Genomic DNA, 15,635 nt, shown 5'->3' with positions numbered 1-15,635 from the left:
GCAGTTGTCAGAAAGGGTACCTCCTCATGACCAAAGTTACGCATCCGCTAAAGCCCAGAATGCGCCGCGCTACGGTGGGCGATCTGCAATCCGCTTTGCTGGCACTGCTGCGTGAAGGCTTGCTGCTGGCCAATGATATCAGCGCGCGCCGAGCGCTGGCCGATATCGTGTCGCGCGAAAAGGATGGCCGCACACCGACCTACGGAAAGGGCACCACTGAAGCCGTTCGCCTGGTTCAGAAAGAGGCCGATCTGTCCCCGACCGGCAGTGTCGATAAAAGAACGGCAGCTGTGATTAACGATCTGGTCGCTCGACTGGACACGCCGACGGATTTTGGCACCTACCGTGTCAGCGGTCGCGTTATAAGTGCGCAAAGTGCGGCTGTTGATGGCCTTGCTGTTGTTGTTGTCGACAAAGGTGTCGGCGGCGACGTTGAACTGGGGAAGGCTACAACCGGTAAACGCGGTGCCTTCGAGATTGTGTTTACCGGAGATCAGATCACCAAGCGCGGCAAGGATGCGCCAGACCTTCAGGTGCAGGTGCGTTTGAATGACGATGTGGTTGCCGCTTCGGCGGTGGAATATGACGCCGGACCGGAGTCCGAGCTTTCCGTGGTTCTGCCTGCTGAAAGTGCCGCAAAACTGTCGTCAGAACACGCCACACTGACCAAGGCGCTCTCTGGTCAGTTCAACGGTGCCTTGTCGAAACTTGAAGAAAGCGACACCCGTCAGGACATCACATATCTGGCCAATAAAACAGGTTGGGACGCGCGCGCCGTGGCACTGGCGTCGCTATCCCAGCAGTTGTCTGACAAGACCGCTGGACGGCGTGGTCAACGCATCGACTCTGGCCTGTTCTATGCGCTTTTACGTGCAGGTGTTCCCGCCAATGACACCGCGATTTTCCGCACGCCCCCTGCTAAAGTGGCGCAAATCTGGAAATCCGCGCTGGATGAAGGATTGATCGACGCCAAACTGGCGGATCAGACAGATGCCTCCCTTGCCCGATTTACCGAAGTCTCCGCGCGCGTGCGGCTGGATACGCCCCCTCCCGGGGCTTTGGCCGGAATGCAGCCTTTGCTTGCACTTTCGCTGACGCGGGATGACGAGCGTGAAACTTTTGCCGCGCTCCATGCGGCGCATGGTGATGATCTCGATACATTCTGGACCGAGGTAGAGGGTAAGTTGGGTCAGGACAAAGCCGCCCGTTTGCAGACCGATGGCAAGCTTGCCTATCTGACGCTCAACAACTCCAAGCTGGTCGAACGCTTGCACCGTGACACCGATGGCGATGCGGACGGTACGTTGGGAGGCCTAGTGAAGGCGGGTTTTCATAAAGCCGATGCCTGGGCCGCGATCATGGATGATACCGACCCCGTGCCAGAGGCAGTTCAGGGCCGGGATGCCGCCGAAAGACGCGCCAACTATGCAGAATTCATGGCCGCTCAGGTGCGGCTGTCTTTCCCGACTGCGGTTGTTGCGGAAATGGTCCGGGCGCAGGAGACGCCATTGGTCGATACAGGGCTGTCGAATAACGTGCATGATTTCCTCGCAAAACATGCCGATACCTTCCAAATAGGCCAGCAGCCCGTTGCGCGCTTTATTGCAAAAAATGCGCTGGACGAACCGCCAGAAGTGGTGCGCGAAATCTCACGCATTCAGCGGGTCTATCAGATCTCGCCCGACGACAGCAGTATGAATGCCATGTTGGCTGCAGGGTTGGATTCGGCCTATACGGTCGTGGCGCTGCCACAAGATGAGTTCCTGCGCGCCCACAAGGCCGTTCTGAACGAGGCCGTCGCGATGCAGATCTACCGCAAGGCAGAACAGGTCCATGGAGCGGTTCTGAATCTGGCCACCGCCTATATGACTCATCGGATGATGCCAGCGATCGGCCCCAGCGTGGGCGCTGCTGACGGGTTTTTGAACCCTACCCCGGGCGGGTCGGACAATTTTGGCGATGTGATCGCATACTCCACATTAGAAGAGCTATTTGGTTCGATGGATTATTGCGGATGCGAGCATTGCCGGTCAGTCCTCAGCCCCGCAGCCTATCTTGTCGATCTTCTGCTGTTTCTCGATCGCCCCGCGACCGAGATTCCGAACGGCTTCACCAATCCACTTGATGTGTTGCTTGATCGGCGGCCTGATATTCAACACCTGCCTCTGACTTGCGAAAACACTCTGACGCCTGTGCCATACATCGACTTGGTGAACGAGGTGCTGGAGCATTTCGTTGTCAATGGCATGTCTTTGGGTGGATATCAGGGTCATTCGACCGATGGTCAAACACCGCCTGAAGAGTTGTTGGCCAGCCCCCAATTTGTACGCGATGCCGCCTATGCCACGCTGGCCATCGCCCAATTCCCCGCCCCCCTGCCGTTTGACCGTTCGTTGGAGGCACTGAAGGCCCTGTTCAATCGTTTCGACGCGCCTTTACATCAGGTCATGGCTGACCTGCGTTCGTCAGACGCGCTGGACGATGCACCGTACGGATGGCGCGACATCTGGCTGCAGCGCTTGAACATCTCGCGCGGTCTCAACGCCGTCTTGACCGAAAGCGTGGCGGTTGCCGGGTCAGCGCGACCCGATCTGACAGTGCGTTCGCTTTATGGTTTTGATGCGGGTGCCAGCGCAGCCGAAGTGCGTGATGGTTTGGAAAGCGTGCGCGACCTATGCCGCCGCACCGAGATCACGCCGGTTGATCTCGTGAACATCCTAAAGACCGAGTTCGTGAACCCCGGAGCCGCGCTGATCCCGAAGCTTGAGCATCTTGGCCTGGGCTTCGACGATATCCGGGCCTTCCGGGACGGCGCGATCAACTCCGCAGAACTACAAAGCCGGATGGCGGCAGGGGTCGAGCCTGAACGCTTTGGCGGTGATATCGAGGCATGGTTGCTTGATGACACTACTTTCGACCGGATCATGGGTCTGATCGTGCTTACAAATCCGCAAGACCCGTCGGATATGTGCGACCTAAGCGCGCTTGAACTGCGTCACCCAGACCCTGATCCGTTGTCCAACCGCCTTGAATGGAATGACTTTATCCGGATTAACCGGTTCGTCCGTCTGTGGCGTGTTCTGGAACTTAGCATTGCCGACACGGATGCTATCATCTCTGCGCTTTATCCGACGAACCAGATGCCGGACGGCGCCGACGCGCAGGTGGACCTGGCTCGCATGGACGCCGGCTTTGCCGAGCTCCTGCCACAGTTGGGCATCGCCATGTCGGCCCTTGATGCGCTGGAGCTAAGGCCTGAGGACGCGCTGCGCCCGATCCTGGCCCTCTTTGGACCAATCAGCACCAATGGAACCGCCGCGCTATTCCGTGAAATGTTCCAGCGGCCTGCTCGCGAAAACCCCGCCTTTGCCGAAGATGGTTTTGGCGGCGTGCTTACAGACCCTGCGGCCCTGTTGCTGCCCGAGGTTGAAACATTGCGCGCGGCCTTTTCATTGACGGGTCCGGAATTTAACCGGGTCGTTGCTGTTTTGGGGTTCGATGACACGACACCCCTGACCATTGAGACGGTCAGCGCAATCTACCGTCGCGGCTGGTTGGCGCGCGCGCTTGAGCAAAGCGTGCCGGGATTGGAGCGTTTGCTGCAAGCCACCGGTCTTGACCCCTATGGCCCGCAAGACGCCACTGCACCCGCTCTGCTGACGGTTATCGATCTGGTGCATCGCCTGTCCGAGCTAGGCCTGTCGCTGGAAACAGCGCTGGCGCTGCTGTTGAACCATGACCCAAGTGGCCAGACGACACCGCCCGCAGAAAACATCACGACCCTGGCACGCGATCTGCGTGCAGGGTTTGCGGCGATCACCAATGACTTTGTTCTGGTGGACGATCCCGATGGCGGTATTGCCCGGTCCCACATGGCTCTGGTCTATGGGGCCGAAGCGACCGAGCAGTTCTTCGGATATCTGGAGGCCACATCCTCGGCCGAGGTTACCTATGACCATTCTGCCCCTGCGCTAGAGCCGGCGATCCTGGCCGAGGCGCCCGATCAAATCGCTTATGACGATTTCCGCAAGGTTCTGGTTTTCAACGGGCTCATGTCGACCACGGTCAGAGATGCCCTGCAGGCCGTCGCCGGGACACCTGCTGCCTTCACGCCAGCAATTGACGCTTTGTTCAGCGCCAGCGAGGCACAATCACAGCCATTCTTCACCCGCTTCCCCGAGCTGCTCCCGCTTCACGACGCATACCGCAGCTCAACTGCGTCAAAGGCCGAGGCCTATCGTGCCCTGCTTGAAGGAATCCTGCCGCAGCTGATCTCAAGACGGAAACGCCAGGTGGCGCTGCAGCTTCTGGGTACCGCGATCGAGGTTGAGGCTGATCTGGCAGCCGTCCTGTTCGAAAAGGCCGAGGTTCTCCATGCGGCGACTGATCCGGCCAGCTCCGCGCTTGAGGATGCCCTGATGCTCGAATCCGGGGGTCTGAGTGCTGAAATCAGCGATGGCCCGGCCCACACTGCACCGCCTGCGCGGGTCGAAACCTTATCTGGCGCGATTGATTTCGCCTCCACTGGAATAGTGCTGCCAGACAATCAAACCACACCAGGTTCTTCGATTTCGATCCAGTTACGGGGATATCTGGAAGCGCCTGAAAACGGATTCTTCAACATTGCTGTCGAAGCTGATGCGGGCGCGACCGTGACACTCAGCATCGCAGGCGAACCTGTTCCTCTGACCGAGGCGGGCGGCATATGGTCAAACACCAACGCGATCGAGCTTCGCGCAGGCACTTTGGTCGAAATCGCGCTGGGCGTGGCCAATGTGACCGACCGACTGGCGTTGCGTTGGAGTGCACCGGGCCGAGGAACTGAGGTCATCGGCGCTTCGCATCTCTACCCGGCTGATCCGGTATCGCATCTGGGCGCGGCCTACTTGCGCACGCGCCGCATTGCCCGGTTGTCCGAAACGCTGAAACTTGACGTCGCTGAGATCTTGCACCTGACGACACATGGCGATTTGCAGATTGCGGGTGCGGCCTGGCCAAACAGCCTGCCCGTCACCGGCACACCTGATGATCCGACCTCTGCCGCGCTGATGGGGGTGCTAACGGCCCACCTGCGCATGGCGCGATTAAAGGCGGCTTATGCCCCTGAAAATGCCCGGCTGGTCTCGATAGCCGAGAATCCAGCGGTCGCCATAGCCGACGCCGAGGCTGAGTTGTTCCAAGTCACGCGCTGGGATCCCGTGGATATCGCCGCCCTGTTGGTACATTTCGGACTCACCCCAGCCGATATTGGCGATCTGGCCGTTCTGGAGCGGCTTCATGACATCGCCCAATGGCTGACGGCACTTGGGATTCCAGCGACAGCGCTAATCGACGCCGCAACACCCGCCCCAACCGGACCCATTGTGCGGAATTTCCGGGCTGCCCTTCGCGCGCGCTACAGCCCGGATGACTGGCTGAAAATCCTGCAACCGATCAATGACCGCCTGCGCCAGCGCCAGCGTGATGCATTGGTGGCGCATATCCTGCACGATCTGCGCGGGCGTCCGGATGCGGCGCATATCAACACGCCCGAAAAGTTGTTCGAATACTTCCTGATGGACGTGCAGATGGAGCCGTGCATGCTCACTTCGCGGGTTCGTCACGCATTGTCCTCGGTACAGATCTTTACCGAGCGCTGCCTGATGAACCTTGAACCCCGTGTGGCTGCATCCAGCCTTCGGTCCAAGCATTGGGAGTGGATGAAGCGTTACCGCGTGTGGGAGGCAAACCGGAAAATCTTCCTGTACCCTGAAAACTGGATGGAGCCGGAATTGCGCGACGACCAGTCACCCTTCTTCCGCGAGGCGATGAGTGAATTGCTGCAGGGTGACATCACCGAGGAACGCGCAGCCACCTCGCTGATCGGGTATCTGCAGAAACTGGAAGAGGTCGCCAAGCTGGAAGTATGCGGTCTCTACAAGATCGAAGGCGATCCCGGTGCTGCAGACGACGTGTTGCATGTTATCGGGCGCACCGCCGGGGCCAAACGCAGTTATTACCACCGGACCCGTGCCTACGGCTCGTGGAGCGCGTGGGAGAAAATCCCGCTGGATATCGAGGATAATCCGGTCATGCCGCTGGTCTGGAACAATCGTCTGTTCCTGTTCTGGATCAAGATGATGCCGGAAAACACGGCACAAGGAACACCCAATGCGGGATCAGGCCCGCTGGCCGAGGTTGAGGCGTCATCGTTGATGGATGTTGATGAACCCACCTTTGACGTCAAGGTCATGCTGAACTGGACTGAACGGGTGGATGGCGTTTGGCAACCGCCGCGCAGTTCGGATCCTGATGAGCCCCTGTTGCTGCGCGAAAACGTGCCAGCCCGAGAGATGCGCAATTTCCGCAAAGGCATCCGCCTGTCTTCATTCCCATGGACCAACGGGATGCGGATATCGATCTCGTACAAGGATTGGCTGGGCGTTTCGTTCTTTATGTACAACACGTTTAGCACACCCGATACGCGCTCACCCAAGAAGGCGCCGCATTTCTTGCCGAAACGTATTACGTCGACCGGGTCAAACCGCCTTACAGCGATCTATTCCAATGACGGGATCACGCATCGGTTGCTGTCCAATAAGGCGCCCGATCAGGCCACACAGCCGCATCACCCGACCAATGGAGAAGCCTGGGAGTCGCCGTTCTTCTATGCCGACCCGCGACATGTGTTCTACGTGTCCACGAAGCAGCGGATCGTCGAAGTTGTGACTTGGCTTGATTTTGGCCGCGTGGCCGAGGTTGACCCGACAATCGATACCATGGTGCTGGCATTCGAGCCGTTTGCCGAGCAGCCCGACCGGATTGAACGGGTGACTGCAATCCCCGGCTTTGGCAGCGCCGACCTGAGCACTCTTCGTGCATTCGTGACCGAAGACGCCTTTGTCCATACAGCGCTGGGCACCGGTGGCACGGTCCGCTTTGGCGACCGCGACATCGGCCCGATGGGCAGCACCGTCCGCATGCGTCGCACTTGATCCGGAAAGGACTTTGATCATGGATACCAGCAAGATCAGCACTTACGGCTATCATCACCTGCTTGATCAGGACATTTTCGGCCCCCAGAAGATCAAGCTTATCAGCTATGAAAAACACTGGGACTACACGTTTGAAAACTTCTTCCACCCCTTCGTGTCGGAGTTGATCGAGCGTCTGAACATACAGGGTGTGCCCGGGATGTTGTCCCCGGAGTTTCACAAAAGCTTGCGCAAGTCATTCTTCAATTCCCTCTATTCCCCGCAGGAAACCGACAAGATCGACATCCATTCGTTCCCGAAGGAAATCGACACGCGGATGGGTGGGCCTTATGCCAACTACAATTGGGAACTGATGTTCCATGTGCCGCTGACCATTGCGGTGCACTTGTCCAAGACCCAACGTTTCGCCGAAGCGCAACGCTGGTTCCATCTGATTTTCGATCCGACCGAGAATGACCCCGATGTACCGGTGCCCACACGCTATTGGCGTTTCCTTGCCTTTCGCGAGGGCGAAGCCCAATCCATCGATACGTTGTTGACCCTGCTCAGCAAACCAAACGACGAATGCACCGACGCGGAGCTGGCCGAGAAAGAAGCGATCCTAAATGGGTATGAAGCGGTGCGAAACACCCCGTTTCAGCCCTTTACAGTCGCGCGCACACGGACGATTTCATTCATGATGCACGTGGTGATGAAGTACCTCGACAATCTGATTGCCTGGGGTGACAACCTGTTCCAGCAATTCACGCGCGAAGCTATCATGGAAGCGCTGCAGATCTATGTGCTCGCCTCGAACTTGCTGGGCGACAAGCCGCAGCGTTCGCCTGCGGGTGGAACAACCACACCTCGGACCTTTGCGCAACTTCGGGCGCAAGGGCTTGATCCGATGGGCAATGCACTGGTTGAGCTTGAAGGCGCGTTCCCCTTCAATTTCACAACGCCAACAGGTGCGGGCACCAGCGACAGCGCTGCGCCGTTATTCGGTATGGCCCGCACGTTGTATTTCTGCATCCCGCATAATGAAAAGCTGCTGGGTTATTGGGATACGGTTGCCGACCGGCTGTTCAAAATCCGCAACTGTATGGATATCGAAGGGCAGGTTCGTCCGCTTGCCCTGTTCGACCCGCCGATCGATCCCGGAATGCTGGTCAAGGCGGCGGCGGCTGGGCTGGATATCGGCTCTGTCGTTTCGGGTTTGAATCAACCGGTCAGCCCCGTCCGCTCGCGCGTGTTGATCGAGAAGGCGGCGGAATTGGCCGGAGAGGTCCGCAATATCGGGTCGGCCTTGCTGACCGCCTTGGAAAAACGCGACGCCGAGGCACTGGCCCTGTTGCGGCAAGGTCACGAAGTCAGCTTGCAGAAACTGCAGGTCGATCTTCGTTACCTTCAATGGAAAAACACCGAGGCAGCGACGCAAGCGCTGATAGGCAGTCGTGGCGCGGCGCTTGAGCGATTGAACTATTACAAGCGCCTGCTGGGTCAGGAAGCTGATCCAAATGCGCCCGAGACCCTTGAGTTGACCCGTCAGACCCTGACAAAGGCCAATTTCGACGAAGCCTACGAAGCACTTGTTGCGCAATATGACGTGCCGGTTCAGCGGCTGGAGTTTCCCGATCTTGAGCGTCCGGGCGATGGCGATGGCGCGCAGACGTCAGGCCAAACCGGGGACGGAGACCTTCACCTGTCGAAAAAAGAGAATGAAGAACTTAACATCCTGCTGCCAATAGCCCGGGACACAACGCTGGCCAAATCGGTATTCCACTCGATCTCGGCAACGCTTACCCCGATCCCCGACCCGAAACTGGACCTGCATTATTGGGGCCTCGGTGGCACCATCGACTTTAAGGTAGGAACCGTGCTGTCCTCGGTCATGCGGATCGCGGGGGATGTATCCGGGATGATCGCGGATTGGAACCGTGATCAGGCCGGGATGGCGGCTCGCGCTGCCGCCTATGAACGCCGCGCCGACGAATGGATATTGCAGCACAATCTGGCGGCCCATGATGTGATGCAGATCGGGCGTCAGATTCTGACATCGTTGATCGCGGAACAGGCGCAGCATCGCGAATATCTGAACTTGAAGAAGGCAATCCGTCTATCAGAGCAAACCCGCGATTTCTTGCAGGACAAGTACACCAACGAAGAGCTCTATGGCTGGCTGCAAGGCGAGTTGTCAAAGCTGTATTACGAGTACTACCGCTTTGCCTTTGATACCGCACGGCGTGCCGAGCAGACCATGAAAGCCGAACTGATGCGGCCCGAGCTGGATCAGAAAACTCTGGTGCAGTTCAACTATTGGGATGGCGGTCGCAAGGGGCTTCTTTCAGGCGAGGCGCTGCTGCTGGACGTCAAGCGGATGGAGCTTGCGTATCACGAGCACAATCGCAACGAATACGAGCTGACCAAACATGTCAGCCTGCTACAAATCGATCCGCTGGCCCTGGTCAATCTGCGAAGAACAGGTCGGTGTACCTTTAAAATCCCCGAGGCCCAGTTCGATCTGGATGGGCCGGGCCATTACTTCCGCCGGATCAAGAGTGTTGCGCTCAGCCTGCCCTGTGTTTCCGGGCCCTATATAGGAACCCATGCGAAACTTGTGCATCTCAAGAGCAGCATCCGGCAACGACCGGATATCGGGGATGGCTATGTTCGCACGGGCCCCGAAGACGACCGTTTCGCCGATATTCACAGCGCCGAAAGCAATGTGTTCAGTGCGGCGCAAATGGAAACCGGTCAGTTCGAGGGCATGCCTGATGATCGCTATTTACCATTCGAGAATGTGGGCGCAGTCAGCGAATGGCGGCTAGAGCTGCCGGCGGACCCAACGCAGGGCGATCCGCAACAGTTCGACTATGACACGATCTCGGACGTCGTCTTGCACCTGCGCTACACTGCGCGGGATGGCGGTGGACCTGTGCGCAATGCGGCGGTTGATCATCTGAAAGCCGATATCGCGGCAGACGGGACTGTGGGCAATGTGCGGCTATTCTCACTGCGGCACGAGTTCCCGACAGAATGGGCACGCTTCCGCCGCGAAACACCCGCTGCGGGTGGGCGTCACGAGCTGCGGCTGACACTCCGACCCGAGCACTATCCCTATTGGTCGGCTGGTCGCCTCACGACGCTCAAACGGTGCGATCTTTTTGCTGAAAGCAGTCTGGATGCTGCTCCGGCAACAATCACGGTGTCTGATCGTTCTGATACAAGCGACGGAGGTGTGGTTCAGGACACATTGACCCGCCGTCCGGAACTGGGCGATCTGGCGGTTGGTCAGTTGGCGACGGTTCCGTTGCCCGCAGGCCCAACGGGTGAGATCGTGCTGTTTTTCGACACCGCAGAGTTCGAGGATATGCTGATGACTGTAACCTGGGGTGGTTGACGATCCTCAGCCATATAGGAATGTCACGGATGGCGCGGACCATCCGGGGTGATCATCCAGTTTGACAGGGTCTTGTCCATTTTCCGCATCCGGTGACGCAACATGTCGCGTGTCATGCGTGCCAATGTGGCTGCGTGTTCAGGATGTTCTGCTACGTTCTCCATCTCACCCTGCCCTTCACTGTCAAACAGCATGGGCGGCAGGTCGGCTGCGAACTCGATCAGAGTAAATCGGTCGTCGCGCAGGATGCTTAGGCAGCTTTCCTCCAGCCCCGTTTCCAGATCGCGTTGCCAGCGGGTTGGGTTCAGCGGATCAGCGAAGTCCAGCTCCGAGAATGAATAGCGGCGCCAGTCAACCGGGGTTGAGGATTCTCTCTGAAGGAAGGGCATCAGCGATTGCCCATTCATGGAATCCGGTATTGCCTGTCCGACCCAATCGAGAATTGTTGGAACGATATCAATCGATTCCGTTGGTGCCTCGACCCGTTTGCCACGGGCTCCATCGGGCACGCGAACGATCAACGGTGTATGATAGGCCGCATCATAAACCGACATTTTACCCCAACTGTGCCGATCCCCCAGCATCTCGCCATGATCTGCGGTGACCACCAGCAATGTGTTGTCATACTGCCCGGTCTCTTTCAGGAACGACACCACACGGCCGATGTGATGATCCACTTCTGTGGCCAGACCCAGATAGATCGAGCGTAGCGTCTGGATCACCTCGTCCGTCGGTTCAAGATCCGGGAAGCCTTCAACAAATCCGGCAACCGTGCTGTTGGCCCGTGCCGGGGCGAAAAACGGATGCAACGCCTCTTCAGCCTCGGCGCTCGGCAGTCGCGATGGCAATGGTAGCGAGGCAGGGTCATACATCCGGTTATATGGTGCCGGGGCAACTAGCGGTGGATGTGGGCGAATGTAGGTCAGATGCGCAAACCATCCCCGGTCATCATCCGCATATGCCGGCATGGTTTCCAGAAACCGATCGGTTAGAAAGGCGGTATCGCTATCCTCGGCCGCGTAGAAGGCCGGGTCATTCAGCGCAGGCTGACCGCCATCGGGTGCGACCGGTTTGAACACATCAATATAGTTTTCGAACTCATATCCACGGTTTTTCAGATGAGAACGCCATGGGAATGACATCTCCAACCGCATTTCCAGCATTTCCTGAAAACCGGCCATGTGGAATTCATATGACCTGAGCGCCGGGTCTTTTGCATCAAACACGCGCGGGTCCTGTGATGTGTCGGTATATCCAAACAGCATCGGCAGATACCCTGCCTTGCGCATCTCGCTGGCGATGGTCGGTGCATCGTGGCGCAGGGGCGTGCCGTTTCGTACCGACCGGTGGTTCATCGCGTATTGCCCGGTCAGCAATGAGGCGCGCGATGGCCCGCAGGGGTTGGTAACGGAAAAGTGCCGCGTGAAAGAAACACTGTCCTCCATCAATGCGCGCATGTGAGGCAGGTCAACATGGGCCTTCAATGCCCCAAACAAACAATCCGCCCGCATCTGGTCGGTAATGATAAACAGGACGTTGTGTTTGTCTGTCATATCCCGGTGCTCCTGATCGCTGAACCGAATCCTTGGCCCTGCGCGTGTATTCCTGCCAAAACTACGCGGCGGTATTGCCTGCTTTGCCTCGGAATGGCGATACCCACCGCTCAAAAATCCACAAACGAAACCGCTAATCAACCAAAAACGGAATAATTTGGTTGAATAAGTTGTTTTTTGTGGGTTAATGTTGCTGTGCTGTGTGGGGTTTTGTGACGTTGATGCTTAAAAGATGTTGCATAATGCAGCATCGCAGAGTGACGATACAACCGGAACACCCATGTGCAATGGCGATCCGTTAGTCATCCAGTTTACCTGTACCATGACGGCGTCTCTGAATACTGCTTAAGGCATTGCAATGAGGGACAAAAACAGATGCTAACCCCACCTAATACCGTTGCAACGCCCGAAGGTACGTCAGATATCGCGATTCACGCCGCCGAAATCGCCAATATCGCTGCGCAGGCTGCGCGCGGGTACTTTCGGGGACGTTTGGGGGTTGAGTTCAAGGCGGACGAAAGCCCGGTCACACAGGCGGACAAGGGTGTCGAGGCCGTGGTGCGACAATATTTGGCTGAGAACTTTCCAGATGACGGTATCTTTGGCGAAGAACAGGGGTTCGAAGGTCAGGATCGGCAGAATATCTGGATTGTAGATCCCATTGACGGCACCCGATCATTCCTGTCGGGGCATCCGTTGTTTGGGTTCCTGTTGGGATATCTCACGAATGGTGTTCCCCGATTGGGGGTCATCGGCATGCCTGCCCTGAACGAATTTCTGATCGGCATGAAAGGTCAAGGGGCCACACTGAATGGCAAGCCTGTCTCGGTCAGCGTTACACACCAATTGAGCGACGCAGTTTTTTTCGTCAACGAAGGCGACAAGATTTACCGGGATCATCCGGCCCTGTTTGATCGGTTGATGAATTCGGGACAGACCCGACGCTTCGCCTATGACTGCTACCCGCATGCACTACTTGCGATGGGCCATGTGGATGCGGTCATCGATTATGATCTGCAGCCTTATGACTATCTGCCGGTTTCCGCCGTAGTTGAAGCTGCGGGCGGGATCATGAGCGATTGGGAGGGTAAGCCGCTAGGTCTGAATTCCGACGGCCGAGTCATATCGGCGGCCACGCCGCAACTGCATTCCGAGCTGCTTGATCTGGTGAACGGATAACGGAATGGCGATTGTCAGTTTCCTCATAAGTCTGGCTGGTGCAACGATGCTGCTGCTCTACGCTGTGCGCATGGTGCGCACGGGCATCGAGCGTAGCTATGGTGCATCGTTTCAGCGGGTGATGACGGGGCAGCGCAGCTATGTGCAGGCCTCGATGGTAGGGCTTACAATGGCCGTCGTCTTGCAAAGCTCGGCCGCGGTTGCATTGCTGACCTCCGGATTTGCGGCGGGCGGGATGTTGGCCTTTCCGACCGGGCTCGCGATGGTTCTGGGTGGCGATCTCGGCTCGGCGCTGATCATTCAGGTTCTGTCCTTCAAACTGGATTGGTTGGTGCCGCTACTGCTTGCGGTCGGCGGCTATCTGTTCGTCAAGACAGAGGCCAAGAAACCGCGCCAGTTGGGCCGTATTCTGATGGGTGTCGCATTCATACTGATCTCACTGCGTTTTCTGCGCGAGGCGATGGACCCAATCCGTGACAGCGCCTTTCTACCCGCCATCGCCGAGTATCTTGCGCGTGATTACATCACAGCGTTCCTGGTCGGTGGAGCGCTGGCCTTTGTCATGCATTCTTCGGTCGCTGCGATCTTGATGTGTGTGACCCTGGTGCAAATCGGGGCGATCCCGTTTGCCGCCGGGCTCTCGCTGGTGTTGGGTGCTAATTTCGGGTCCGCCTTCATCCCGGTTTGGCTGACACGCGGCATGCCCATGTCTGCCCGACGCATTCCTTTTGCCAATTTGGCTCTGCGGGGCAGTTGGTCCATCGTCTCTCTGTTTGCCGCCAATCTCGCGCTTCGAACCGGAGTGCTGGGAGACCTGCAGGGCGGGCAGATGCTGGTGAACGCGCATTTGCTGTTCAACGCTTCGCTTCTGGTTCTGGCCCTGCCGTTCTGTGGCATGCTGTGCGCGCCGTTCGAGCGTTTGCTACCTGATCCTAAGACAACCGTTAGCAGCTCACAGCCGGGCCAACCGATCAGCGCGCTGGATCTCGACACCATGGCCAGACCCAACCAGGCACTGTCCAGCCTCAAGCGCGAACTGCTGCGGATGAGCGACATGGTTGGCGCGATGTTCCGCCCTGCGCTGGAGATGTATCGCAGTGGCGACAAAGAGCAGATTCGGTTGATCCGCGACATGGATACCGATGTGAATGAATGCCTGTCCGGCATCCGGCAATTTGTGGCGGCGATCCCCGCTGATGCGTTCGGCAAGGAAAATGCCAAGATCGCGCGTGACTTGATGGAGTATGCCATTCGTCTGGAAACGGCGGGCGACGTGGCGGCCAAACGCCTGACTGAACTGGCAGATGTTATGCGCAAGAAGGGCGCCTCGTTCTCGAAAGAAGGCTGGTCCGAGCTGATCGAGATGCACGAAAGTATTCTGGCCAATCTGAAACTGGCCTCGAACGTGCTGATCTCGGACGATCTGGAAAGCGCGCGCCTGCTGAGCCTTGAGAAGACCGAAATCAAACGGGCCGAGCGTGACAGCCGCAAACGTCACCTAAAGCGTCTGCAACATGGCAGTGCGGAGAGCTTTGAAACCAGTGACATCCACCTCGAAACCCTGCGCGCCTTTCGCGAATTCAACAGCCATATCGCGGCGGTTGCCTATCCGATCTTGTATCGCAATGGGCAGTTGCTTGAAACGCGTCTGATCGAAGAAATGCCGCAGATGGAACAGGATGCGGATACCGAGGTCAAAGGATGACCGGATCGGTCGAAATCCTGAACCAGGCGGGTAAGGGGCGGGTTGTTCTGCTGTGCGAACACGCAAGCAACCACATTCCGCAAGAATATGATGGGCTGGGCCTGTCCGAAGCTGATCAGGTCAGCCACGCCGCCTGGGACCTTGGCGCGTTGGCGCTGACCCAGGTGTTGTCGCAGGCACTGGATGCGCCGGTGGTGGCCTCAACGTTGTCGCGGCTGGTCTATGATTGCAATCGCCCGCCCGAAGCGGCAAGCGCGATGCCCGAGAAATCTGAACTGATCGAAGTGCCGGGCAATGTGGGCCTGGATCAATCGCAACGCGATGCACGCACCCAGGCAGTGTATGCCCCGTTCTGTCAGGCTGTTGCACAGGTTCTGGATGCGCGCGGTCCGGATACAGTCGTTGTGACTATTCACTCCTTCACGCCAGTCTATTTTGGTAAGCCGCGCGCGGTTGAACTTGGACTTCTCCATGACGAGGACAGTCGTCTGGTCGATGCCATGCTGGATCACATGGATCAGATCCCGCATCGCCGCACGGAACGTAATCAGCCCTATGGCCCCGCTGACGGTGTAACGCATTCGCTCCGTCTTCATGCGCTGAGCCGGGGGCTGGCCAATGTGATGATCGAAGTACGCAATGATCTTTTGGGCAATGAAGTACAGGTTGCCAACATGTCCCGGGACATACTGGCGCTGCTTGAACCGGCGCTGAACGATATCACGATCAGGGAGGGCGCATCGTGAGCGCGACACTGACATTTGAGCATTTGAAGGCTGAGGTTTCGTCTGGCGAGATTGATACGGTATTGGTTTGTCTGGTTGACATGCAGGGCCGTTTGATGG

Annotated in this window: 6 protein-coding genes; 5 read left to right on the top strand and 1 reads right to left on the bottom strand. The window is 57.8% G+C overall.

Going from position 1 to position 15,635, the window contains the following annotated elements; translation table 11 throughout:
- Positions 1–26 precede the first annotated feature (26 nt).
- Positions 27–6,974 carry a neuraminidase-like domain-containing protein gene (locus tag ACR0AH_RS16535; RefSeq protein ID WP_480592841.1) on the top strand — a complete coding sequence of 2,316 codons (6,948 nt, stop codon included), beginning with the start codon at positions 27–29 and terminating at the stop codon, positions 6,972–6,974.
- Positions 6,975–6,993: 19 nt separating this feature from the next.
- Positions 6,994–10,353, top strand: coding sequence for a Tc toxin subunit A-related protein (locus ACR0AH_RS16530; RefSeq protein WP_480592839.1), 3,360 nt, complete (start codon positions 6,994–6,996; stop codon positions 10,351–10,353).
- A gap of 23 nt (positions 10,354–10,376) precedes the next feature.
- On the opposite strand, the gene ACR0AH_RS16525 is transcribed toward ACR0AH_RS16530, so the two are convergent.
- On the bottom strand, positions 10,377–11,906 hold the full coding sequence (locus ACR0AH_RS16525; RefSeq protein ID WP_480592837.1) for a sulfatase-like hydrolase/transferase: 1,530 nt from the start codon (positions 11,904–11,906) through the stop codon (positions 10,377–10,379).
- 375 nt (positions 11,907–12,281) lie between these two features.
- On the opposite strand from ACR0AH_RS16525, the gene ACR0AH_RS16520 reads away from it, so the two are divergent.
- The 3 genes from ACR0AH_RS16520 to ACR0AH_RS16510 are packed head-to-tail and all read left to right on the top strand — an operon-like array spanning position 12,282 to position 15,536.
- Positions 12,282–13,085, top strand: a complete 804-nt coding sequence (locus ACR0AH_RS16520) for an inositol monophosphatase family protein (protein ID WP_170802812.1) — start codon at positions 12,282–12,284, stop codon at positions 13,083–13,085.
- A gap of 4 nt (positions 13,086–13,089) precedes the next feature.
- Positions 13,090–14,790 carry a Na/Pi cotransporter family protein gene (locus tag ACR0AH_RS16515; RefSeq protein ID WP_170802814.1) on the top strand — a complete coding sequence of 567 codons (1,701 nt, stop codon included), beginning with the start codon at positions 13,090–13,092 and terminating at the stop codon, positions 14,788–14,790.
- Positions 14,787–15,536, top strand: a complete 750-nt coding sequence (locus ACR0AH_RS16510; protein ID WP_480592835.1) for an N-formylglutamate amidohydrolase — start codon at positions 14,787–14,789, stop codon at positions 15,534–15,536. The genes ACR0AH_RS16515 and ACR0AH_RS16510 overlap by 4 nt, the downstream gene beginning before the upstream one ends.
- Positions 15,537–15,635: the final 99 nt, after the last annotated feature.

Source organism: Ruegeria sp. AM5 (assembly GCF_056540645.1).
Note: the sequence above shows the minus strand (reverse complement) of the source record. Positions and strands in the feature narration are given on the sequence as shown.